Below are 26000 nucleotides of genomic sequence, written 5' to 3' on the forward strand. Positions count from 1 at the left end.
AAAATGATTTCTTTAATAGTCTCCTTTGTATCGTTAGTTGCTATAGTTATTGCAAGAATAACATTTAAAAGATGGTTTAATCATCTCTCTCTTTATGTAATCATTTGGTGTACTATGATATTACTTTATGATTTGAAGCTGTTCCCATACGATGATATTCTTCCACTTACTTGGTTTTATATAATCTCATCCTGTCTTTGTTTTATTTTTGGAATTTTTACTATTATTTCCGCAAGGAAACTTTTTCCACTTGTAGAACGAAACACTGAAGAATCTAAAAAATCAGTAAAAATTTTTGTTGATGGAGGAACCACTGTAAGATATGCAATTTTATTTTTTAGTATTATAAGTATTATTGGTGCAGTACAACATTGGATAATTTTAATTGAGAAATTTGGCAGTATTCCTGGAGTTTTAATTAATGCTAATGCGATTTATATATTGAATACTCGTGGGGGTATTAAAGGGCAGGTTCCATTTATTTCAAATTTTGGTTATGTGTCCATTTTTTTTTCAGCGATCTATACAGCGTATAATAAAAAATTTACTCTTCTAACTTTTCTACCTTTTTTGGGAATTATTATTAAAGAAGTTGCTACAGTTGGAAGAGCAGGAATGCTCTTAGCTTTGATGGAATTCCTTTTTACTTTTTTATTATTTAGGCACCAATTAAACTTTATCTCTGTAAGACTATTCAAGTTTTCAAAAAAGAATGCTTTAATTTCCTTTACTTTTTTGATTATATTATTTATTACCAGTGCATCACTAGTTAGACTTAGCCGTGGTGCTACAGAAACTTACTCTGGTACTAACCGATCGTTAAGTCAATTTAAAGATAATTTAATTCTGTCACCTTCATTGTATCTTTATCTAAGTGGTCATATTGGAGTATTAAACAAGTATTCTCAAGGGGATGGAGAGAATACAAGTTTTGGGCAGAATACATTTTTAACATTCTATCACATATTGGATAAACTTGGAGTTATTAAAAGATCTTCTGATTATCAGAAAGGTTACTTTACGCCAATGTGGATAAATACAGGAACCTACATTCGCGAACTGCATGCAGATTTTGGTTTAACTGGTGTATTTTTAATTCCGTTTCTTTTAGGACTAATTGTTACATGGTTATGGTATGGGTTGTTTAAAAATAATAGTCTCATTATTCTATCAATAATGGTTTACCTTTATATAATTATTGGGTTTTCTTTTTTAGTAATGATTACTAGAACAAGTTATTGGTCTATCAGTCTTTTACTTATTATAATTAGTATAAAAGTAATTGAGAAAATAGTAATTTTTGTTTACCATAAAAGACTCAAACGATGAAAAAAAAGGAAAACCAAATTGAGTTTAGTCGGAATTCAATAGTAAGAAACTTATTTTATAATTTATTTGGTTATGGATTACCCGTACTTTGTGCAATATTCTTTATTCCACCACTGATCACTAAACTCGGTAATGAGAAATTTGGAGTACTTACATTATCTTGGATTATTATTGGATATTTTAGTTTTTTTGACTTGGGGATAGGGAAAGGTCTTACAAAAATTGTTGCTGAATTATTAGGATTAAAAAAGTTTCAACAAATTCCTGAAATATTTTGGACATCTCTATTTTTAATGTTGAGTATTAGTCTATTAGCTACCGTTTCATTATTATTCTTTGTGCCAACATTTAATGAAGTATTTAGTATCTCCAAAGGAATGAGTAGCGAATCGCAAAGTACATTTTATTTACTAGTATGTTCAATTCCAATTGTCTCAACCTCAGCTGGATTAAGAGGTATTTTGGAAGCATATCAGAAGTTTGGGATAATTAATATAATTAGAGTCTCTTTGGGAGTGATGACTTTTATCGGTCCTTTTTTCATCCTTTTGTTTACTAACAATTTGTTTTGGATAGTACTTTTTCTTATTGTAATCAGAGTAATAATTTGGATTGTATATTTTATACAATGTTTAAAAGTTAATAGTGATTTATTTTACCACATCAGAATAAAAATTAGTTCGATTAAACCAGTTATAAATTTTAGTATTTGGATTACTATTGCTAATATTATTGGTCCAATTATTTTATATGCTGATAGATTCTTAATTAGTTCAATAATATCTGCTAAGTCATTAATATATTACACTACTCCATATGAAATAATAACAAAAGTACAAATTATTCCAGTAGCTCTTTCTGGTGTTTTATTTCCCTTATTTTCTACAACATATTCTTATGATCAGGCAAAATCAAACAGATTATTTATTAAAGGAATAAAATTGACCTTTTTAATTATTTTCCCCATTACTCTGTTCACATTATTTTTTTCTCACGATGGTATTAGCTTTTGGTTAGGAGAAGATTTTGCCAATAATAGCTCACTTATACTTCAGTTTTTATCTATTGGTGTCTTAGCAAATTGTCTTTCAACAATTCCAGATAGTTTTTTCCAAGGAATTGGAAAACCTAAAATATCAACGATAATTATGTTAATTGAACTCCCATTCTATATTGCAATTATGTATCTATCTATTCATACTAAAGGTTTAGTTGGTGGAGCAATTGTATTCATGATCGGTGCTATAATTAACTCACTAATAATGTTTTCTATTTCCTACTTTAAGTATAATATTCCATTGAATTTAAAAGTTATTGCACTCAATTTTACAATGTTTATTTTTGGTTTATTAATCGTATATTATTTTAGCATTTTAACAATCAAAATAATTTCATTTGTGCTTCTAATTTCTTTATTTGTGTATGGCAATTGGAAAACGATAATTGACAATGATGATAAAAATTATCTTGTATCATTTATTAAAACGAAAATTAAGTAGGAATAAGGACATTGAAATTTTCTCTTTAAGAAAGTTGAGATATAGTAATTATGGATAAAATTGCATTGTGATGATTAAATTGAATAACTACATTAAAAAACTTTTTTTACAGAAATCAAACTCCTATCATATTATCAAAAAATTATTATTTGAAAAAAACGGTATAGAGATAGGTGGACCATCTAAATTATTTTTTAAAAATGACATCTTCCCTATATATTCTATAGCAAAAAATATAGATAACTGTAATTTTTCAAATACTACAGTTTGGGAGGGGAAGATTGTTGAAGGCAATACGTTTAGATTTAATAAAAAACGACCACCAGGATATCAATATTTGCAGGATTCGACCCAATTAACCGCTATAAAATCATCTGAATATGATTTCCTCCTAAGCTCACATGTGATTGAACATATTGCAAATCCCATCAAAGCTTTAATTGAGTGGAAAAGAATATTGAAAGATGATGGTGTTTTAATTATAGTTTTTCCGCACAAAGATGGAACATTTGATCATAGAAGATCAGTGACAACTCTTAATCATCTAAAAGAGGATTTTTCTTCTAATATTTCTGAATATGATTTAACTCATTTAGATGAAATTCTCGAACTCCATGACTTGAAAAAAGATTTAGCTGCGGGAGATTTTGAGAGTTTTAAAACAAGATCTTTAAATAATTTTAAAAATAGATGTTTACATCATCATGTATTTGATTCTTATTTAGCAATGAACTTAATAGACCATTTAAAATTTGAGATACTTTCAATTGAAGCTTTACTACCTTACCATATTATTTTGATTGCTAAAAAATCTAATGATTTTGATAATAAAAAAATATTTAATTTATTTTATAATGGTAGTATTTTTAGTCCATTTCCAACAGACCAAGCAAAACAAAAGAAACTTTAATACTTATATAGTAAGTAAAATCTTTAAGTTGATTTATGACATTACTAATGTAATTGATAACCAAATTAAATGAAGAAAATCGCTGCTGTTGTCACATTATATAATCCTGATTTGAGTGTTTATGAAAATATAATCACCTATGCAAATCAAGTTAAAGTTGTTTATGCTGTGGATAATTCTGATTCTGAAATTTCTGACAGTATTTTGGAAAAAATTAAAAGTATCCAAAATTTAATATATATAAGCGAGTCAAAAAATCTCGGTATTGCAAAATCATTAAATATTGGTGCAAATTTTGCGATGAAAGCGAACTTTGATTACCTTCTTACTATGGATCAGGACAGTAAAGCTTCAGAAAAAATGGTAAATATTCTTTTATCAGTAATGTCTTCACACCATAAGATTGCAATAGCAGCTGCTGAACACTTTAATCCTTCTTTTCATCACATAAGTGGTGAGTTTTATTGCAAAGATGTATTGTATACGATGTCAAGTGGAAATCTATTAGATTTATCAATTTACAATATTGTGGGCGGTTTTAAAGACGAATTATTCATAGACTATGTTGATCATGAATACTGCCTTAGATTGAATAAATTGGGCTATAGGGTTATTATAACAAATGATACCTTAGTATTTCATACTTTAGGGAAGTCGGAAAAGAAAAAAATCCTTGGTGTCAACTTATATCCAACGCATCATTCACCATTAAGATATTATTATCGCACGCGAAATCGATATTACGTAAATAAATTATATATCTCGCATTTTCCAAAATATGTTAGGGAGGACCATAAAAATCAACTTAGGGAATTTATCTATCTATTATTTGGAGAAAAACAAGTTTTAAAGAAAATTAAATTGATCCTACTTGGATATTTAGATTACAGAAGAAATAAGCTTGGGAAATATGAATCAGACTAATTTACGTATCTCGGGTGTTGTAGTACTCTACAATCCTGAAGAAAGCTTTATTGAAAATCTGAAATCTTATTTACACGAAGTTAATAATTTATTTATAATAGATAATTCGCCTAAGAAAAACGATTTTATTTGTAGGAATATTCAATTTTTAAATAATATTAAATATGATATTAATAGTAATAATCCTGGTATTGGCATTACATTAAATATTGCAATTAAAAAAGCTTTGGATGAAGGTTATAAGTATGTACTTACTATGGATCAAGATAGTAAATTTGAAGAAAGTGCGCTTAAGAAATTAATTTCTAAAATAGAAGATGAGAATATCGGAATTTATTCACCCTTTCATAAAAACAAATATTTTACTAATCCTCCCATAACTCAAGAAATCGAAGAAGTTTCTGATGTTATGACTTCAGGAAATATTTTGAACCTTGAAGCAGTAAAAAAGATTGGATTATTTAGAGAAGATTATTTTATAGATTATGTTGATGTTGAATATTGTTTACGATTAAGAAAAAATGGTTACAAAATTTTAAGAGTTAACAATTCTTTTCTTGTGCATAATGAGGCAAATCTTTCAAAAAAAAGTTTTTTTGGAAAAACTGTTTATCCTCCAAATCATAAACCGTTTAGATGGTATTATAAAATTAGGAATTATCTGTATCTGAAACAGGAATATCAAATAAATTTCCCCGAGTATTTTAAGAAAGAATCAAAAAATATTCGTAACAATATCATTAAAGTGGTTTTGTTTGAACAAAATAAAATTCTAAAATTAAAAATGATGATTAAAGGTTATCTCCATTATCGGAAACACATAACAGGTAAGCTTCCAGAATAAAATGAATTTTTCAATTATAATAGTAAACTATAATTTATCCAAAGAAATAAGTATTTGTCTTGATAGTATTTATAAAAATCTTAATACAACAGATTTTGAAATAATAATTTTTGATAATAACTCGGATGAAACATCGCTCGATTTAATAAAAAGAAAAGTTCAATCTATCAATTCTAAAAATATCACTTTAATCTTAAATGATAAAAATATTGGTTTTGGTCAAGCTTGTAATCAGGCTGTATTAAAGGCTAGTGGAAAAATTTTATTTTTTTTAAATCCTGACACATTGGTATTAGAAAATTTGTTTTATTCAATACAGAGTGAGTTTGGAAAAGAAGTATTTTCTGATCATGTAGTTGGATTAAATGTTCACAAACACTTTGCAATAGACAATTCAGCAGGGTTATTTCCTAATTTGTTCTTAGAAACATGCAATATTGTTTCGCTGGGCAGAATAATTGAAGCTTTTTATATAAAAGTTTTGACTTATCTTAATGGTAGAAAAAAAATAAAAGTTGATTGGGTAATGGGCGCTGCATTTTTTATTCCTAAAGAATTATTTGTAAATATTGGCGGGTTTGATTCTGATTATTTTTTATATTTTGAAGAGCTTGACTTATTTAAGAGAATAAAGGATAAAGGTTATGATGTGTATTACTTCCCAACAAATAATGTTTTACACGATGGAAGTGTAAGCACGAAGAAAAATTATTATTTTTTTACAAAGCTCTTTTATAAAGGCAAGTTAATATTCCTACAAAAACATTCGTCAACAAAAAAGTTCACTATATTTAAATTCCTTTTACAAATTCATTTTATATTTCAAGTTATTCTTTGGAATTTATTAAAGAGTAAGTTTCCTGATAAAGCAAATGGAAAATTAAAGGCTTTTAAGGAGTTAAGGATGTTTGTAAGTGATCCAATTAATATTTCAAATAGCTCTACTTAAATGAAAATAGCAGTAAACTTACTTCCTTTTCGTGAAAAGATAGCAGGTGCCGGCAAGTATGCTAAAAAAATTGTTGAATATCTTGCACAGCTAGATAAAATTAATGAGTATTATTTATTTATATCCGAAAAAGGTAAGATTAACTTTGATAACCTACCTAAAAATTTTCAATTTGTCCTTGCTGGTTTTAACCCGGAGAATGTTTTTTGCAGAATCTTTTGGGAACAGTTTGTTTTCCCTTATAGGCTTAAAAAGCTAATGCCAGATATTGTTTTTACTCCTTCGGTTGCTGTCCCAATTTTTTACAAAGGTAATTTTTTTACAACAATCCACGATCTTGCATATAAGTTTAATGAGTTTAAATATTCTAGAACTCGAAGAACCTATATCAAATTCATAACAAATTTGGCTGTCATTAAATCGAAAGTGATATTTACAGTTTCTAATTTTTCAAAAGGACAAATTGAAAAAGAATTCAATTTAGAAAACAAAAAAGTCATCGTTACTTATAACGGTGTTAGTGAGGCTTTTTTTTATGATGTTAATAGGAGTATAATAGATGAGTTTAGAAAGAAATATCAATTGCCTGAAAAATTTTTATTATATGTTGGTGCAATAGAACCGGGCAAGAACCTAAGTAAATTATTTAGGATGTTAAAAAATTTACAAGATCGTAATAATGATTTAAAAACTCTTGTGCTTACATCAGGTATCGGTTGGGATACCAATAGCCTTAACGAACTGATTGTTGAATTAGATTTAGAAAAAAACATTATAAAACTTCCATATCTTAAAGAAGAAGAAATGCCAATACTCTATAAGAGTGCATCTGTATTATTATATCTGTCAGAGTATGAAGGATTTGGGATTCCGGTTCTCGAAGCTATGGCAGCTGGCACACCAATAGTAACTTCAAAATCAGAAGCAATTTTAGAATTCTCCAAAGAGGCTGTTTATTCAGTTAATCCTGAGGATGTTAATTCTATTGTTAAAACATTAGATTTAATCCAAAAAGATCCAGAGATGAAACAGTGCAAGATAAAGAAGGGAAAAGAAATTGCGTCTAATTATAGTTGGTTAAATTCATCTAAGTTAATTTACGAAGAGTTCCTAAAAAGCTATTCTTGAATGCGTTATGAATCAATACGATGATAAAAAGATTATGATCTCAATAGTGATCATCTCTTGGAAGATGAAAGACTTGCTTCAAAGTTGCCTTCGATCAATTTATAAGTTTACAAAAGATATTGAATTTGAAATTATAGTGATTGATAATCATTCAAAGGATGGCACATCAGAAATGGTTCAATCAGAATTTCCAGAAATAAATTTAATACAAAATTCAGAAAACCGCGGTGTTGCTCCTGCACGAAATCAGGGTATGAAAGTAGCAAGGGGCAAATATGTTTTGATTCTTGATGCAGACGTTGAACTTACTGAAAATTCAATTTTAAAATTATTTCAGTATATGGAAGATGATAAAACTTGTGGAGTTGTTGGAAGTAAACTTATTGGTACAGACCATCAGCTTCAGTTCTCTTGCAAAAGATTTCCAAATTTTCTGTCATTTATTTTTAGACGACTTGAACATTTTGATGTTATTAAAAACTCCAAGACTCTTCGTTATCATACTATGCAGGATTGGGATCATAAAGAAATTAAGGAAGTGGATTATCTCATTGGTGCATGTCAATTCATACGTTATGATGTAATAAAAAAGATTGGGATGTATGATGACAAAATATTTTATGGTCCTGAGGATATTGATTTTTGTTTAAGAGTTTGGAAAGCTGGGTGGAGGGTAGTTTATTTTCCAAAGACAACAATAATTCACCATGAACAGAGAATCACAAAAAAGAAATTTTTTTCCTCAATCTCAATGAAACACTTAATTGGTATTCTTTATATTTATCGAAAATATAATTTTAAAATTGGCAGATAACCTTTAAATGCCCAAATCCAAAGAAAAAATACTTCTTCTCCTAACTGATTTTTTAATGATTAACCTTGCCTGGTTTGTTTACAGCTATATTCGGTTGGAGACAGGCTGGTTTGCGTTAATTATTGCTCCCGAGTTTCTGTTGCCGATGCTCGTTATTTACTTTTATTGGCTTATCATTTTTACGTTTGTCGGAATGTATCGCACCTGGTTTGCATCTTCCCGCTTTGATGAAATATCAACTTTATTTAAGGCTTCATTCTTTGGGATATTCTTATTGTTCTTCCTCATTTTTGTTGATGATTATATGCATAATGTTGCAACGGCAACAAGAATATTAATTTTCATTTACTGGGGACTGTTTCTTTTCTTTGTTGGTTCCGGCAGAATTATAATCCGAAGTGTTCAAAGAAATCTTCTTATAAAAGGAATCGGGAGAAGAAGCGGGTTAGTAATTGGATTTAATCCAAGAGCAAAAGAGGTTTTAGATTCTATCTTAACTGCTCCTGCGTTGGGTATTGATATCGAGGCGTTTGTAGCGGTAAAAAATGAAAACATCGGTAAAGATTATAAAGGCATTAATGTAGAAGGAACAATTGATCAGCTTGTCGAGATCATTAACAAATACAATGTCAAAGAAATCATTATCGCTTTGGAAAAAGAAGATCACGATATTCTTGTTGATGTTATCACAAAGACTGAAGGAAAGGGTGTCAGTTTAAAGATAGTACCTGATCTTTATGAAATATTGAGCGGGCAGGCTCGTACCAGCCAGATATACGGAATGCCGTTGATCGATATTATGCCCGAGCTAATGCCTGAATGGGAAAAGAAATTAAAACGATTAATGGATATAGTAGTCTCTCTTTTAATTTTAATTGTAAGTGCTCCAATAACAATTCTTACATCCATCGCAATAAAGATTGATAGTGAAGGCACTGTATTTTTTAAACAAGAACGTCTTGGTCAGAATGGAAAACCATTTAATGTTTATAAATTTCGCTCTATGATCAAAGATGCTGAGAAATATACCGGACCGGTATGGTCAAAAAAAGATGATCCTCGTGTAACCAGAATGGGTAAGTTCGTTAGAAAAGTACGAATAGATGAAATTCCGCAAATGTTTAATGTTCTCAAAGGAGAAATGAGTTTAGTTGGACCAAGACCTGAACGAGAATATTTTGTAGAAAAACTTTCACAAGAAATTCCTTATTACAGACGCAGGTTAAAAGTACGTCCGGGTATTACCGGCTGGGCGCAGATAAAGCATAAGTATGATGAAACCATAGAAGATGTTAAAATTAAATTGAAGTATGATCTCTTTTATATTGAAAATATGTCTTTAAGAATGGATTTTAAAATATTGCTCAGAACAATTTTTGTTGTACTGTTTGGAAAAGGGCATTATGATTAATTCAATAGTCATTCAGTTGTCAATCAATAGTCATCCGTTGTGATTAGTTGTTAGATTTAAGTAGTATTATTTATTATTGGAGGAATAATGAAATTAGAGGAGTTACGAGTTTATCAGTTATCAATGAATCTATCAGAGAAGGTTTGGCAAATTGTTACTAACTGGGATTTTTTACAAAAGATACTTTGGGAAAGCAATTAGTAAAATCTGCCGATTCTGTTTCTGCAAATTTGAGTGAGGGTTTTGGCAGATATTTTTATAAAGATGAAAGACAGTTTTGTTATTATTCAAGAGGCTTCTTATCAGAAGCAAAAACCTGACTGACAAAAGCTTATAATAGAAAACTTATTTCAGAAGTAGAATTTGAAATGTTTGAAAATGAAATTAATAATTTAGGTGTTAAATTAAATAATTACATCAATGCGATTGGTAAAAATCATGATAAGAAAAACAATGAATGACTTAATGACTACGAATGACCAAATGACCACAAATGACATTTTTAATAAAATAATTAATTTATCTATGCGCCTTGCGCTATGCTCTATGCTATGAGTATGAACGAAACTAAATCATTAGTAATAATACCAACATACAATGAGCTGGAAAACATTCCGAAGCTTATTCCAATAGTTCTTGCTCAGGATGAACGAATTCATATTCTTATCGTTGATGATAATTCGCCTGACGGTACCGGTAATTATGTTAAAGAACAGATGAAAATAAATGATCGTATCCATTTACTGGAACGTGAAATGAAAATGGGATTAGGAACTGCTTACATTGCTGGTTTTAAGTATGCCTTGCAAAATGGTTATGATTTTATTTTTGAAATGGATGCTGATTTTTCACACGACCCGAATGAACTAAAAAACTTTCTTGCTGAAATTGAAAATTTCGATCTTGTTCTTGGTAGTCGTTATATACACGGGATACGCGTACTTAACTGGCCAATGCGAAGATTACTGCTTAGTTTTTTTGCAAGTGTTTATACTAGAGTTATTACAGGCATGCCTATCAAGGATGCAACAGGCGGATTCAAATGTTTCAGAAAAGTAGTGCTCGAAACAATTGACCTTGACAAAGTTAAATCCAACGGATATTCTTTTCAGATTGAGATGACATTTAAAGCTTATTCAAAAGGTTTTAAAATCAAAGAAATACCAATTGTTTTTGTTGATCGCATAAAAGGCAAATCCAAGATGTCTAAGAAAATTGTGCGTGAAGCAGTTACTATGGTTTGGAAATTAAGATTACGACAAATTTTCGGATTATTGTAAGGATCAATTAATTGGACCTTTCAATTATAATAGTTAATTATAACGTTAAAGAGTTTTTACAGAACTTAATTCACTCGATTGAAAAAGCTGCGGTAAATCTTACCAAAGAAATAATAATTATTGATAATGCATCAGATGATGGAAGTGTTGAGTTTATTAAAGACAAATTGCCTCAGGTAAAGTTAATTGCAAATAAAACAAATCTTGGTTTTGGTAAAGCCAACAACATTGGATTAAAACAAGCAACTGGTAAATATCTATTGCTGATAAATCCTGATACAATTGTTGCTGAAGATACTTTCGAAAAAATGATAAGTTTTTTTGAATCGGATAAAGCAGTTGGATTAGCCGGCTGTAAAATATTAAATCCGGATGGAACTTTTCAGCTTGCCTGCAGAAGGAGTTTCCCTGGTCCCTGGACTTCGTTTACTAAAGTTACAGGATTAAGTACACTTTTTCCCAGGAGTAAAATTTTTGCCAGATACAATCTAACTTACCTTGATGAAAATCAGACTTACGAAGTTGATGCAATCTCCGGTTCTTTTATGATGATGCGTAAAGAAGTTTATGAAAAAGTCGGCGGATTTGATGAACAATTTTTTATGTATGGTGAAGATCTCGACTTGTGTTACAGGATTCAAAAAGCGGGTTATAAAGTTTTTTATGTACACTCCACACAAATTATTCATTATAAGGGAGAAAGCACAAAGCGCAGCAGTTTTGACGAGACAAGAGTTTTTTACAATGCTATGCACCTGTTTGTAAAAAAACATTTATCAAGTTCTTTTCTTGTTGGATTGATTTTAAGAATTGCAATTGCTTTAAGAAGTTTTATTGCGTTTATAGCTGTTAGAAAACTAATCCTTGCGGCTGTTATATTAGATTTTTTATTGTTTGATTTATGTTTGTTTACTGCAGAAAAAATTTATCTTAATATCAGCGATTGGGGTGGTTTCCCTGCATTTGCAATTCCAATTGTTTACACCATACCAGCATTCATTCAGATTCTTGTATCGTTTGCAGCAGGTAATTATAAAAAAGACAGGCTCTCAGTTTCCAGAACTATTATTTCAACTTTAATCAGCCTTCCAATATTAACTTCGCTAACTTTTTTCTTTAAAGATTTTGCATTCAGCAGAGCAATAGTTTTAATAACATATACTTTTTTATTTGCCGTACTTTCTCTCTGGAGAATAATCTTTAAACTCATATTTAAGCTTGGTCTGATTGAAGATGATCTGAAACCAAAGCGTACTATTATTGTTGGGCTGGATGATAACGCAATTCAGATTGGTAAAAAAATAAAATTAAAAAAGACAGACGGAAGAAGTATAGTTGGCTTAATCGGATTTTCAAGCAAAAATATCGGTGAAAAAATAGAAGCCTTCGAGGTAATTGGAACAGATCAGAACATAAAAAGAATTATAAAAGAATTTAAGATAAATGAAGTTATCTTTTCATCCGGTGAAATTGCCTATAACAAAATGATGGAAATAGTTTCTAAGTGTTCTGATGAAAATGTTGAATTTAAAATTGTTGGAAGCAGCCTTGATTTTATTGTTGGTAAAACTGCTGTAACACTTCTGGATGATATGCCGGTAATTGAACTGAATTATAATATTGCACTGCCGCAGCACAAACTTCTGAAAGCAATTCTTGATTATTCAATTGTAATTCCTTCTTTGATTTTTGTCTATCCTTATGTTTTTTTTAGAAGTAAACTCAGCAATAAGCAAACTGATTTTACAAAATTTATACTTGGATTTCCAAAAGTGTTTACCGGTAAGTTAAGCCTGGTAGGTCCAAAGAAAGAATCATTACAGAGTGGGAAATTTTATGGCAAAACAGGTTTAACAGGATATTGGTATATTGATGTTGAGAATTATGATGATTTTGAAAAATTGAATTTTTATTATGCAAAAAATCAAAACATCTGGCTTGATATTGAGATTCTTGCTAAATCATTAAATAAAATGTGGAGCAAAAAGTAAAAGATGGCAAAGACAATATTAGATTTTGAAAAACCAATCTTTGAATTGGAAAATAAATTGGAAGAGATGAAAAAATTCTCTGAAAATCTTGATATCGAACACGATATAATCAGGCTTGAAGAAAAAGTTAGGCTATTGAAGGAAGAATTGTATGGAAATCTTACAAGATGGCAGCGGGTTCAATTAGCTCGACATCCCGAGAGACCTTATACTCTTGATTATATTTATTCAATGACTGATAATTTTGTTGAACTTCACGGTGATAGAGCATTCAAAGATGATAAAGCTATTGTTGGCGGACTTGCTCAAATTGATCATCGTAAAGTCGTAATATTAGGACAGCAAAAAGGACGTGATACAAAATCTAATCTTTATAGAAATTTCGGTATGATGAATCCTGAAGGTTATAGAAAAGCACTTCGCTTGATGAAGCTTGCAGAAAAATTTAACAGACCTGTAATTACATTGATTGATACACCGGGTGCATTTCCCGGACTTGAAGCTGAAGAGCGCGGGCAGGCGGAAGCTATTGCACGAAATCTTTTTGAGATGAGTAAACTTAAAGTCCCTATTATTGTTGTCATAATTGGTGAAGGTGCAAGCGGCGGCGCTTTAGGCATAGGTGTAGGAGATAGAATTTTAATGCTGGAAAATTGCTGGTACTCTGTAATAAGTCCAGAATCCTGTTCTCAGATTTTGTGGAGAAGCTGGGATTATAAAGAACAAGCTGCTGAGGCATTAAAACTTACTGCTTCTGATTTATTAGAGCAGGGAATTATTGATAGAATAATTAAAGAACCACTCGGCGGTGCACATAAAAATCATAAAGAAGCTGCTGATACTTTAAAAGCTTCTTTGATTGAAGAACTTGATGTTTTAATTAAGATTAAACCGGATAAGCTAATTGATAACCGGATTGAAAAATTTGGTAAGATGGGTGTGTTTGTTGAGTAATTTTAAGAGAAGTGTTACGAATATTATCGTTAAAGAATTACTGAGAAGATATTTATTATACAGTTAATTTTATATCCAGCTATAATCTATATGTCAGTCTGAGCTTGTCGGAGACTGACTTTTTAATTTGAAGTTGTTTAATCACACTTTGACATGCTGAGTGTGACAAGAGATTTTTTTTTATACCTTCTGATAATTATGCTTAAACATCACACAGAAATTAGAGTTAGATATGCAGACACAGATCAAATGAAGTTTGTATATAACGGAAAATTTTTTGAGTATTTTGAAGTTGGCAGAACTGAGATGATGAGAGAAGTTGGTTTGCCTTACGATGCAATTGAGAAAAACGGATACCACATGCCCGTTATCGAAACTAAAATTCATTTCATTCAGCCGGCTTATTATGATGAGCTGCTTTTAATTGAAACCTGGGTTGAACAATTACCGGCAGTTAAAGTTCATATTGACCATATTATAAAAGCAAAAGAAAGAAATGTTGTAATATGCGAAGGATATGTTGAACTGGCATTCCTTGATGCAAAAACAAATCGCCCGACACGTGCCCCAAAAATTTTTACAGACGCTGTTAAAAAATATTATGTGTAAAATTGGAAAAAGTATTTAAGAGATAAATACTTTTGAATAATTAAATAGATATCAAAAATTTAATTTTTACTCCAAAGATCTTTCTAAAATAATTTTCAGATGAAAGATAAATTAAAAGAATTAACAAAAGATACTGCTATTTACGGTATCAGTACGATGCTGGGAAGATTTCTTAATTTTTTACTTGTACCGTTTTATACTAATATTTTTCTCCCCGCCGATTATGGAGTAATCAATGTACTGTATTCCTACATAGCAATTTTCAACATACTGTTTATTTATGGAATGGATTCTGCTTACCTTAAGTATGCTTCATTTAAAGAAATTGGTGATGATAAAGATAATTTTTCTACACCTTACATAAGCATTTTTTTTACATCAGTAATATTTCTTTTTGTTTTTATTCTGTTAAAAGATCCTATTGCTGTATTTATCGAAATAAATCCTGCACAAAATTATCTGATTGTTCTTTCGGCACTGATAATGTTCTTTGATGCTAACTCTGTAATCCCGTTTTTGAAATTAAGACTCGAAAGAAAAGCAAAATTATTTTCTGCTTTACGCGTAGCAAACATTCTATTAAATATCGGTTTGAATGTTTTTCTGATAATTAAATTAAAATGGGGAATTGAAGCAGTATTCGTCAGCAATCTTATTGCAACTATTGTAACCTGGCTGTTAGTACTTCCAATTATAATTTCAAATTTCAGATTCAGTTTTCATACTCAGCTTTTCAAAAGATTATTAAAATTTGGTTTACCATATTTACCAGCCGGCTTTGCGGTAATGTTAGTTCAGGTTGTTGATGTTCCGATAATGCAAAAGCTTACTGATACAAAAACGGTTGCAATTTACAAAGCAAGTTACAGGCTCGGAATTTTTATGATGTTGTTTGTGAATATGTTTCAATTTGCCTGGCAGCCTTTTTTTCTAAACAATGCAAAAGAAGCAAATGCAAAAGAAATGTTTTCAAAAGTTATGACCTATTTTACATTAGCAGGAACAATCTTGCTGGTTGTGCTGTCGCTTTTTATTGAAGATATTGCAAAAGCAAATCTTGGCGGCTTTTCGTTAATTGGTAAAAATTTTTGGGCGGGTTTGTATATAGTTCCGGTTATTCTGCTTGGATACTTGTTTAACGGATTTTATGTTGTTTTTTCTGCTGGGATTTTTATTGAAGAAAAAACAATCTATGCCCCAATCGTTGCCGGGCTTGGAGCTATTACAAATATTGCTGCAAACTATTTGCTTATTCCTTACCTAAGCATACTAGGTGCGGCTTTTGCTACATTGATAAGTTATATTGTAATGGCATTGGGATATTATATTGTTACTCAGAAGTATTATCACATTAGTTATGATTATTACAAACTGACAAAAATTTCAATAGCTGTTACTTTTATTGCAGTTGTGTATTACTTGTTGATGTATGGAGGTTTTTTAAATATTTATTACAAATTAATTTTAGCCCTGATTTTCTTTTCATATTTAATAACAAATGTAATTGAAAAGAATGAACTGAATCTTATAAAATCAAAACTACTGCGGAGATAAATGTCTGAAGAAATAAAAATAAGAATAAAAAGATTAAGCGATGAATTTTCTGATGTTGAATTACCACATTATGCAACTGCCGGCAGTGCCGGTATGGATATTAGAGCCGCAATTAAAGAAGATGTAATTCTTGAACCGGGGAAAGTTGAACTTATCCCAACTAATCTTTCTGTAGAAATTCCTGTTGGATATGAAATACAAGTTAGACCAAGAAGCGGTTTGGCAGCAAAACACAGTATTGGAATTTTAAATTCTCCGGGCACAATTGATTCTGATTATCGAGGTGAAGTGAAAATTATTATTATGAATTTTGGAAAAGAAAATTTTAAAATTTCCCGTGGTGATAGAATTGCACAATTAATTGTTTCAAAAGTTTATACCGCAAAAATAGAAGAAGTTAAGGTTTTAAATTCATCTCATCGTGGAGAAGGTGGATTTGGACATACAGGGAAGAAGTAAACGCAATAAGCATTGAGCACAAGGCAGAAAAAATGGAATGTTGGAATGTTGGAGTGATGGAGTTGTAGAGTAAAATTTCTTGTCAAGAGTTTTCAAAATAAAATTAATTTTTCTGTTTTAGATTTTCATTCCTGAAATACTTAACTTCGATCAGCACTTACAAAAATTCTGTAAAAAAAATCCAGTTGTTCTGATATTTTCTAAGAATGAAATTATCGTTTTCATCCTTCGACAATCACAGGATGACAACGATTCAAGTTGTAACAGTGAGTTTATTGAAGTGTGTGTAATAAAGAAAAGTAAAAACTCACTTCACATAGAGCGAAGTCGAAATGTGACTATAAGATAAAAAGTGATTAAGTGTCATACCTCGACTCCGCTCGGTATGACGGAAACAATCTGTCATCCTTCGACAAGCACAAGATGACAACGATTCAAGTTGTAACAGTGAGTTTATCGAAGTGTGTGTAATAAAGAAAAGTAAAAACTCACGTCACATAGAGCGAAGTCGAAATGTGACTATAAGATAAAGAGTGATTAAGTGTCATACCTCGACTCCGCTCGGTATGACGGAAGTAATCTGTCATCCTTCGACAATAACAGGATGACATTGTAAGTTAAAATTATTCATTTTTAATTATTAATTCTGATATACGATGTCTGATTTTATTCATCTTCATAATCATACACATTATAGTTTACAAGACGGCGCTTGCACAGTTGATGGTTTAATCAATGCAGCAAAAAAACACGAGATGCAGTCTGTTGCAATTACAGATCATGGTGTTATGTACGGCGCAGCAGAATTTTACAACAAAGCTAAAAAAGCCGGTATCAAACCAATTATTGGAATGGAAGCTTACATCGTTGTTGATGGAAGCAGATTTGACCGCGGTAAACCTGAAGATGCAAACAATAAAAAGAAATCAAAACATTACAATCATTTAATACTTCTCGCAAAAAACAAACAAGGTTACGATAATCTTTCCAGGCTTTCTACACTCGGACACACAGAAGGTTTTTATTACAAGCCTCGAATCGATATGGAACTTCTTGAAAAGTATAAAGAAGGATTAATTTGTACTACTGCCTGCGCAGGCGGAGTTGTTTCAACACATCTTGTTAATGATAATTACGAAAAAGCAAGAGTGAACGCTAAAAAATTTAAAGATTTATTTGGTGATGATTTTTATTTGGAGATTCAGGATCACGGAATGGAAATCGATAAACCTATTCTTGAATCAATGCCAAAACTTTCTAAAGAATTAGGAATAAAGTTAGTTGCAACAAACGATTGTCATTACATCGAGCCTGATCACGCAATAGCACATAATATACTTCTTCTTTTGTCAGATAAGAATGGAGCAGACTACACTCAATTAAGATATGGCACTGACCAGGTTTATTTTAAATCATCCGATGAAATGAAAAAACTTTTTAAGAAATATAAAGGAGCTATTGAAAATACACTTGAGATAGATGAAAAGGTAAATCTTAAGCTTGATTTTGAAGAGCATCATTTCCCGGATTTTCCAATTCCAAAAGAATCTAAAGCAAAAAATCTTGATGAGTATATGGAATTACTCGCCAAAGAAGGGCTGCAGAAGAAGTTTAAAACAATCACAAAGGAAATTGAAGACCGTTTTAATTTTGAAATTAAGACAATTAAGGAAATGGGATTTGCTGGTTACTTTTTAGTTGTAGCAGATTTTATTAATGCAGCTAAAAGTAAAAACATTCCCGTAGGTCCCGGAAGAGGTAGTGCAGCAGGAAGCATAGTAGCTTTTGCAATGGGAATTACAAATGTTGATCCATTAAAATATGATTTATTGTTTGAAAGATTTTTAAATCCGGCAAGAAGATCTATGCCTGATATTGATGTTGATTTTGCTGATGATAAGCGGAACGAAGTGATTGATTATGTACGGGAAAAATATGGTGCTGAATGCGTTAGCCAGATAATTACATTTAATAAATTAACTTCAAAAGCGGTTCTGCGCGATGTTGCCCGTGTTTTAAAAATTCCTATTCCAACTGTTAATAAGATTACGAAATTTATTCCGTCAAAATTCGGGAAAGTATATTCAATTGATCAGGCACTGGCAGAAGTTCCGGACCTCAAATGGGTAAAAGAATCAACTGAAACTGATATACAAAATCTTATCAAATACGGTAAAATCCTGGAAGGAATGAATCGCAATGCATCAAAGCACGCTGCCGGTGTGGTTATCACTCCTGATGAGGTTAGTAAATATGTACCGCTTGCAAATGCAGTATCTCAGCAGGATATTGTAACTCAATTTTCTATGAAGGATATTGAAAATGCCGGGTTACTTAAAATGGATTTTCTCGGGCTTCGTACACTAACAATAATCCGTGATACGATTGATATGGTAAAGAAAAATCATAATGTAGAAATTGATATCGATGATATTCCGCTTGATGATGAAAAAACTTTTCAGCTTTTTTCCAAAGGGCAAACAACCGGCGTCTTTCAGTTTGAATCGGGACCGATGCGCGAATACTTAAAACAACTGCGTCCGGCAAGTTTAAATGATCTTGCAGCAATGAATGCGTTATACCGCCCCGGGCCAATGGAAAACATTGATGATTTTATTGATAGAAAACTCGGCAGAAAAGTAGTTAATTACTCGCATCCGATACTTGAACCAATATTAAAAGAAACTTATGGGGTTATAGTTTATCAGGAACAGGTTATTCAAATAGCAAATAAAGTAGGCGGGATGAGTTTAGCAGATGCTGATCTTTTACGCAGAGCAATGGGTAAAAAAGATCTTAAAGTAATGCAGGAACAAAAAGTTGTTTTTACAGAGGGCGCTGTTAAAAATGGTGTTAACAAAAAAACTGCTTCAGAAATATTCGAGACAATTTTCAAATTTGCTAATTACGGATTTAATAAAAGCCATGCAGTTGCATACAGTTTAATTGCATTTCAAACCGCTTATTTAAAAGCATATTATCCTGCGGAGTTTCTTGCCGCCAACTTAAAAAATGAATTTGAGAACACAGATAAAATTACAAAGTTTCTTGATGATTGCCGTAAACAGAAAATTGAAGTGTTGCCGCCTGATATAAACAATCCTTCACTATTCTTTGAAGCAGAAAACGGTAAGATAAAATTTGGAATGTCTGCAATAAAGAATGTCGGTGTTCCGGCAGTTAAAGAAATTATCAATGCAAAAAATAAACTTGGCAGAAAGTTTAAATCTATTTATGACTTTTGCATAAATACAGATAACCGGATTGTTACAAAGAGAGCTTTGGAAGGACTTGTATTGGCAGGGGCATTTCACAATATAAATAAAAACCGTGCACAGCTTTTTGAAACTATTGAATCTGCGTTAGCTTTTGCACATAAACTTCAAAACTCCAAAATGCTTTCAAGCGATTCATTATTTGGAGGAACTGAAGAAGTATTATTAAAGGAACCAAAACTACCCGAAGTTAAAGAGTGGAGTGAGAAAGAATATCTTGCACAGGAAAGAAAAGTTATTGGTTTTTATCTGACTGATCATCCGCTAAGAAAATATGAATTAGAGTTTAATTCATTTGCCTCAATACATCTTGGTGAAACCGAAGGAATAGAAGAAAAGGGCGATGTGCGTGCTTGCGGTGTTGTAACTGAATTAAAAACAAAGTTTGATAAAGCCGGAAAGATGATGGCATTTTTTAAACTTGATGATCTTACCGGAAGTTGTGAATGTTTGATGTTCTCAAAAGCTTATGATGAGTTTGGGAAATATATTCAGGATGAAGAACCGGTATTTGCAGTAGGAAGTTTGGAAAGCAGCGGTGATTCAGTAAAAATGCAGGTCAGTAAAGTTATTCCAATGAAGAATGTAGCTAATGAACTTACAGAAAGTATAAGCCTTCTTATCAGTAAACAAAGAGTTTCTGCAGAAAAATTAAAACAATTAAAAAGCGTATTTGAAAAATCTGAAGGCAGTATCCCGGTCTTTATTAATCTAACTGAAAACGGGATTGATAAAGGAAAGCTTTTTTCTTTGACAGAAAACAGAGTGAAGATTACATCAGAATTGTTAAATTCATTAACTTCATTACTTGGTGATGATGCAGTTATGTTAAAATCCAAGTAGGGTCCGGTTATGCTCAAATTATTTTTCAGTTCAGAATTAATTTAGAAAAAATACAATATTTCAAACTTGTTGTTTTCTTTTGCACTCATTCCAATGCTACAAAGGAAGGTCTTATTCAATACTTATAAACCAACGTGGATTTTCTGTCAGATTATTTTCCTAAACAGTTTTATTGTTAACAAGTCTCCTATTTTGTAAGTGAAAGATTAAAGATAATTCTCTTTATTTTAGGCATAAATGATTGAATTCCGATTTTCGTAAATGTTGTTTAGCTATATTCGATTTTGTATTATTGCCCTCACTATAATATAAAACTCATAGGAAGAATGATTAGATGAAAAAAAGTGACAAACAGGAACTTTATGCTTTAATACTTGGCGCATCTTCGGGCTTTGGAGAAGCAACAGCTATTAAATTAGCTAAAGATGGATTTAACATTCTTGGAGTTCATCTTGACCGGCAGGCAACTATGCACAATGTGGAAAGAATTATTAAAGAGATTGAATCTGCCGGAGTTGAGGCAAAGTTCTTTAATGCTAATGCCGCTGATGAAGTAAAGCGAAATGGAATTATTAATGAAATACAATCTTTACTTAACGGAAAACCATTAATAAAAGTTATTATGCATTCACTTGCATTTGGTACATTAAAACCATTCATTCCAGGTGATAATGAACAAGCTATTACAAAAGCTCAGTTGGAAATGACTCTTGATGTTATGGCGCACTCGCTTGTTTACTGGGTACAGGATGTAGTTTCAAAAAATTTACTGGCAAAGGGTGCTAGAATATTTGCAATGACAAGTTCCGGCGGGCATTCAATAATTCCGTTTTATGGTGCGGTATCGGCTGCAAAGGCTGCTCTTGAATCTCATATAAGACAATTAGCAGTGGAGCTTGGTGAAAAATATGGTGCTTCTGCTAACTCGATTATGGCTGGTGTTACAGATACACCGGCTCTGAGAAAAATACCAGGCAATGCTGAGCTTTTAAATATTGCGGAAAGAAAAAATCCGCATGGCAGATTAACAACTCCTGAAGATATTGCAAAAGTTATTTCACTTCTTTGCAAAGATGGCGGTGAATGGATATCAGGCGGATTAATACATGCTGATGGCGGAGAAGATATAGTTAATTATGTTGGGCAAAGGAAATCCAATCAAATTTAAAAATTACTTTATTAGGAAAAATTATGAAACCAATGGAATTTACAGATCAGAATTTTAATTCAGAAGTTTTACAATCCGATAAACCTGTGCTTGTTGATTTTTGGGCTGTATGGTGCGGACCCTGCAAACTGATTGCTCCCTTTGTAGAAGAACTTGCAGGTGAGTTTGAAGGAAAAGCAAAAGTTGGTAAACTTGATGTTGATAACAATCAGGAAACAGCAATTAAATACGGCGTTAGAAGCATACCGACAGTTTTGATATTTAAAGCTGGAAAAGTAGCAGATACAATTATTGGTGCTGTACCAAAAGTTCAACTTAAACAAAAATTGGAAGCAGTATTATAATATTTAACCTTAACTTTTTTTAAGAAACTCTCCCTGATGAAAAAAATTCTTATTTCAGATCAGGTTAACGAGAAAAGTGTAGCTTTGCTCGAATCAGCAGGATTTGAAGTTACATATAATACAAAATTAACCAGAGATGAATTATTAAAAATTATTCCGGATTTTAATGCACTAATAGTAAGAAGTGCTACCAAAGTTGATTCTGAGTTAATATCAGCAATGATCAATATGGAAGTAATTGGAAGAGCAGGAACCGGAGTAGATAATATAGATATAAATGCAGCCTCCCGAAAGGGAATCCTTGTTATGAACACTCCTGATGGAAATACAATATCTACAGCCGAGCATACCTTTGCAATGATATTATCACTGTGCAGAAATATCCCTCAAGCTGTAAGATCATTAGCTGAAGGAAATTGGGATAGAAAGAAATACAGCGGCACTGAGCTGCGCGGAAAAATATTAGCAGTGATCGGATTAGGCAAAATTGGTAAAGAAGTTGCAAAAAGAGCAAAAGCTTTTGGAATGAATGTTATTGGATTTGATCCGTTGATTTCCAGCGATAAAGCTAACGAATTAGGAGTTGAGATTTTTCCTCTTGATCAAATTTGGTCAAAGGCTGATTTTATTACTGTTCATGTTCCGATTAATGATTCAACAAAAAACCTGATTTCTAAAACTTCGTTTGAAAAATGTAAAAAAGGTGTAAAGATAATTAACTGTGCCCGCGGCGGAATTGTAAATGAACAGGATATTGTAGAAGCTATAGATAAAGGAATTGTTTCAGGAGCAGCATTTGATGTTTATAGCAAAGAACCACCTGAGTTTTCAAATGTTATTTTTAATCATCCTAAAATTATTTGCACACCGCATCTCGGCGCATCAACTGATGAAGCACAGGAGTTAGTAGCCATTCAAATTTCAGAACAGATTAGAGATTATTTTCAGAATAATAAAATAACAGCCGCAGTTAATATACGGGGCTTTGCAGAAAATATGGATAAGGATTCTCTTTCGTTCATCCATTTATGTGAGTCACTTGGTATTTTTACTTCTCAGCTTTTAACCGATCAGTTAAAAAGCATAGATATTAATTTATCCGGTAAATCACTTCATAAATATGATGCGGAATTATCAACAGCTTTCCAAAAAGGATTTTTAACAAACAGAGTAGATCAAATAGTTACATTTGTTAACGCACAATTACTTTTTGATGAAATGAATATTCCTGTTAATATTAAAAAAAGTGATGACAGCAGTATTTATAAAAATCTTGTTACTGCTGAGATCCATACTGATAAAGAGGTTAGAGTATTTGCTGCTACTTTATTTGGAGTTGACGAAATAAGAATTGTCAGAATTGATAACTATGATGTTGAATTGAACCCGACAGGTTTTATGTTATTATACATAAATGAAGATAGACCAGGTATGCTTGCTTCAGTAGGGAAAATTTTAGCTGATGCAAATATCAATATTGCAGGGCTTTCTCTTGGCAGAATTGAAAAAGGAAAACAGGCACTTACATTTATAAATATCGACAGCAGGATTCCGGAAAATATTATTCAAATTATAAAATCATTGGATGGCATTTTTGAGGTTTATCAAATATTCATTTGAATTTTTTGAAGATAGTTTGACTTGACAATAATTATAAATTGTGTTATCTCTTACAAAAAATAAAAAACCTTAATTTCTTGACAAAAATTGCAAATTACAGTAATTTTAGCCAGTGTTTAATGAGAACTAATATTTTTAGATATTTTAATTAATTTAATTCAACTAACCAATAACACACAAATTAAAGGAGATCATTATGATCAAACGACTTTCAGTTTTGTTTTTTGCTTTAGCTTTTATTTTTACAGCTAATGCACAAGTTGGACAAGAAAAAAGAATGGTGCTTGACCCAAATTATGATGCACCAGTTTCTCATTCAATGAAATTACAAAAGATTAATTCATTTGGCGAATTATTTATGCAATCAGATTATGATTATGCTGGTAATAATGCTATTCCTAAAATGCTTGATCTTGCTGATATTGATGGCACCGATAATTTAGATCCATTTTTTGTTGGAATGAGAAGAGATAATTCTGTTACACCTGCGGTAGCCAGATATATACCTTTTGGTTATAGTGCATTTGGTGCCCCAATTGATGTTTTTAGCGCATTTGACCCAACTAAATCATTAGGATGGGGAACAACACAATTATGCGTTGGCGGTCCTTTAGATGGCAAAGCTCTTGTTATGGCGCATTCAGGGGGAACATCCTGGCATACAATTATTGATCTTGTAAACCTAGAGCCAGTTCAACCTTTCCCAACTGTTACATTTGGAGGTAACTTCCCTGATTTCTATTATCAGGAAAATGGAACAATCTGGGCAATGGATACAAATGCAGATATTTTCGTATCAACTGATCAGGGTGGAAGTTTTACTTTAGTATCTTCAGTAGGTGAGGGTGATACTACATTTGCTCCATCTGATGGTCCTTCTGAAAATCCTCTTTATGGTGCTGCTGGTGGTAAATATATGGCTACAGTAGGCGGCTGGAAAACTTTCTATCAGGGTGAAGACGGTTTATACTTATATTACACAACTGATTTTGGAAGTAATTGGACTGGAAAAGTTTTAGGTTTAGATGGTTATTTCAGTGTTGCGAATAATGTTAATTTAGCACCTTTCTTTGAAAACTTTGGTCAATTGAATGCTAATATTGATGAAAGTGGTGTTGTTCACGTTGCTATTAATGGTTATGGTGCAGGAGTTAATGCTAACAGAGATACTATTAACGCTTTCCCACTCTTATACTGGAATAGTCGTGAAGAAGATTGGTTAGAAGTTTCTGTTCCTGCAGTTGCATTTGAACCAAGCAGTATAATGGTTGATAACAGACCAGGTAATGGAATAGGTCAGGCTTATCCAAACGTAAGTGTTACCGAAGATGGTCAGATTGTATTTGTTATATGGGCTGCTCCTGAATATACCGGAGCTGTTGGTTCAAGCCCAATAAATATTTATCCTGGTGATGGTGGACAGTACACTTGGCCAATTTTTTATACAGACTTACAATGGGTAGTTTCAACTGACGGCGGAGTAAGCTGGTCAACACCTGCAGTGCTTGGTGATGCCAATGTATCCGAAACTTATCCAAGTGTTGCAAGAAGACTTGAAGTGCTTTCAAATGGCGATGTAGTAGCACACTTTTTATACTTTATTGATGCTATTCCTGGTCAATCAGTATTTAATCCTCCATCAAGCGGTAATAACCCGCAAAACGGTAATGCTGCTGGTGATTGGATGTACCATAGTATAGTGGTTGCTCAATTGACAGATGTTAATGAGAACCCAACAATAGTAAACAACTTTAATTTAGAGCAGAACTATCCAAATCCGTTTAACCCAAGCACAACAATAAAATATTCTGTTGCTGAAAGAAGCAATGTAAATATTAAAGTTTATGATATGCTTGGTAAAGAAGTTGCAAACTTAGTTAATACAGTTAAAGAAGCTGGCTCATACGAAGTGAACTTTAACGCTTCTAACTTAGCATCCGGTATGTATGTTTATTCAATTACTGCTGGTAATTTTACTTCTTCTAAAAAAATGATGTTAATGAAGTAATATGGTTCTTTAATTTAAAAGCGGGTGGCTTCTTGTGATTTAATTACAAACCATCCGCTTTTTTTATTTGAAATAAATCGATGAGAT

At 31.7% G+C, this 26000-nt stretch carries 20 protein-coding genes; all 20 read left to right on the plus strand.

Annotated elements, in window-relative coordinates:
- Positions 1 to 3: 3 nt before the first annotated feature.
- The 20 genes from ROY99_07805 (at position 4) to ROY99_07900 (ending at position 25913) form a co-directional block, all read left to right on the plus strand.
- Positions 4 to 1329, plus strand: coding sequence for an O-antigen polymerase (locus ROY99_07805; GenBank protein MDT3696285.1), 1326 nt, complete (start codon positions 4 to 6; stop codon positions 1327 to 1329).
- The gene (locus ROY99_07810; GenBank protein MDT3696286.1) at positions 1326 to 2828 is read left to right on the plus strand and encodes a flippase; all 1503 of its coding nucleotides are present in this window, start codon (positions 1326 to 1328) and stop codon (positions 2826 to 2828) included. Before ROY99_07805 ends, ROY99_07810 begins: the two co-directional genes overlap by 4 nt.
- 70 nt (positions 2829 to 2898) lie before the next feature.
- Positions 2899 to 3738 carry a methyltransferase domain-containing protein gene (locus ROY99_07815; GenBank protein ID MDT3696287.1) on the plus strand — a complete coding sequence of 280 codons (840 nt, stop codon included), beginning with the start codon at positions 2899 to 2901 and terminating at the stop codon, positions 3736 to 3738.
- A gap of 69 nt (positions 3739 to 3807) precedes the next feature.
- Positions 3808 to 4662 carry a glycosyltransferase gene (locus tag ROY99_07820; GenBank protein ID MDT3696288.1) on the plus strand — a complete coding sequence of 285 codons (855 nt, stop codon included), beginning with the start codon at positions 3808 to 3810 and terminating at the stop codon, positions 4660 to 4662.
- Positions 4649 to 5506, plus strand: coding sequence for a glycosyltransferase family 2 protein (locus ROY99_07825; GenBank protein MDT3696289.1), 858 nt, complete (start codon positions 4649 to 4651; stop codon positions 5504 to 5506). The genes ROY99_07820 and ROY99_07825 overlap by 14 nt, the downstream gene beginning before the upstream one ends.
- Before the next feature lies 1 nt (position 5507).
- Entirely contained in the window at positions 5508 to 6455 is a 948-nt protein-coding gene (locus ROY99_07830) for a glycosyltransferase family 2 protein (protein MDT3696290.1), read from the plus strand.
- Positions 6456 to 7583 carry a glycosyltransferase family 1 protein gene (locus ROY99_07835; protein MDT3696291.1) on the plus strand — a complete coding sequence of 376 codons (1128 nt, stop codon included), beginning with the start codon at positions 6456 to 6458 and terminating at the stop codon, positions 7581 to 7583.
- Positions 7584 to 7590: 7 nt separating this feature from the next.
- Complete coding sequence (locus ROY99_07840) at positions 7591 to 8397, plus strand: glycosyltransferase family 2 protein (protein MDT3696292.1); 807 nt, start codon at positions 7591 to 7593, stop codon at positions 8395 to 8397.
- 7 nt (positions 8398 to 8404) lie between these two features.
- Positions 8405 to 9808 (plus strand): sugar transferase, encoded by a 1404-nt coding sequence (locus ROY99_07845; protein MDT3696293.1) that lies wholly within the window; start codon positions 8405 to 8407, stop codon positions 9806 to 9808.
- Positions 9809 to 10365: 557 nt separating this feature from the next.
- Positions 10366 to 11088 carry a polyprenol monophosphomannose synthase gene (locus ROY99_07850; protein ID MDT3696294.1) on the plus strand — a complete coding sequence of 241 codons (723 nt, stop codon included), beginning with the start codon at positions 10366 to 10368 and terminating at the stop codon, positions 11086 to 11088.
- Between the two features lie 11 nt (positions 11089 to 11099).
- A complete protein-coding gene (locus ROY99_07855) occupies positions 11100 to 13079 on the plus strand; it encodes a glycosyltransferase (GenBank protein ID MDT3696295.1) in 1980 nt (659 codons plus the stop codon).
- 3 nt (positions 13080 to 13082) lie between these two features.
- Positions 13083 to 14033 (plus strand): acetyl-CoA carboxylase carboxyltransferase subunit alpha, encoded by a 951-nt coding sequence (locus tag ROY99_07860; GenBank protein MDT3696296.1) that lies wholly within the window; start codon positions 13083 to 13085, stop codon positions 14031 to 14033.
- A gap of 198 nt (positions 14034 to 14231) precedes the next feature.
- On the plus strand, positions 14232 to 14642 hold the full coding sequence (locus tag ROY99_07865; GenBank protein MDT3696297.1) for a thioesterase family protein: 411 nt from the start codon (positions 14232 to 14234) through the stop codon (positions 14640 to 14642).
- 99 nt (positions 14643 to 14741) lie between these two features.
- Positions 14742 to 16196: an oligosaccharide flippase family protein gene (locus ROY99_07870; protein MDT3696298.1), complete on the plus strand. Its 1455-nt coding sequence runs from the start codon at positions 14742 to 14744 to the stop codon at positions 16194 to 16196.
- Complete coding sequence (dut, locus tag ROY99_07875; protein MDT3696299.1) at positions 16197 to 16655, plus strand: dUTP diphosphatase; 459 nt, start codon at positions 16197 to 16199, stop codon at positions 16653 to 16655. It abuts the gene before it with no gap.
- 656 nt (positions 16656 to 17311) lie between these two features.
- Positions 17312 to 20773, plus strand: coding sequence for a DNA polymerase III subunit alpha (gene dnaE, locus ROY99_07880; GenBank protein MDT3696300.1), 3462 nt, complete (start codon positions 17312 to 17314; stop codon positions 20771 to 20773).
- Positions 20774 to 21107: 334 nt separating this feature from the next.
- Positions 21108 to 21941: an SDR family oxidoreductase gene (locus tag ROY99_07885; GenBank protein MDT3696301.1), complete on the plus strand. Its 834-nt coding sequence runs from the start codon at positions 21108 to 21110 to the stop codon at positions 21939 to 21941.
- A 23-nt stretch (positions 21942 to 21964) separates the two neighbouring features.
- A complete protein-coding gene (trxA, locus tag ROY99_07890) occupies positions 21965 to 22285 on the plus strand; it encodes a thioredoxin (GenBank protein MDT3696302.1) in 321 nt (106 codons plus the stop codon).
- A gap of 36 nt (positions 22286 to 22321) precedes the next feature.
- On the plus strand, positions 22322 to 23905 hold the full coding sequence (gene serA, locus ROY99_07895) for a phosphoglycerate dehydrogenase (GenBank protein ID MDT3696303.1): 1584 nt from the start codon (positions 22322 to 22324) through the stop codon (positions 23903 to 23905).
- Between the two features lie 196 nt (positions 23906 to 24101).
- A complete protein-coding gene (locus ROY99_07900) occupies positions 24102 to 25913 on the plus strand; it encodes a T9SS type A sorting domain-containing protein (GenBank protein MDT3696304.1) in 1812 nt (603 codons plus the stop codon).
- Positions 25914 to 26000: the final 87 nt, after the last annotated feature.

Source organism: Ignavibacterium sp. (genome assembly GCA_032027145.1).
Classification (GTDB): Bacteria; Bacteroidota; Ignavibacteria; order Ignavibacteriales; family Ignavibacteriaceae; genus IGN3.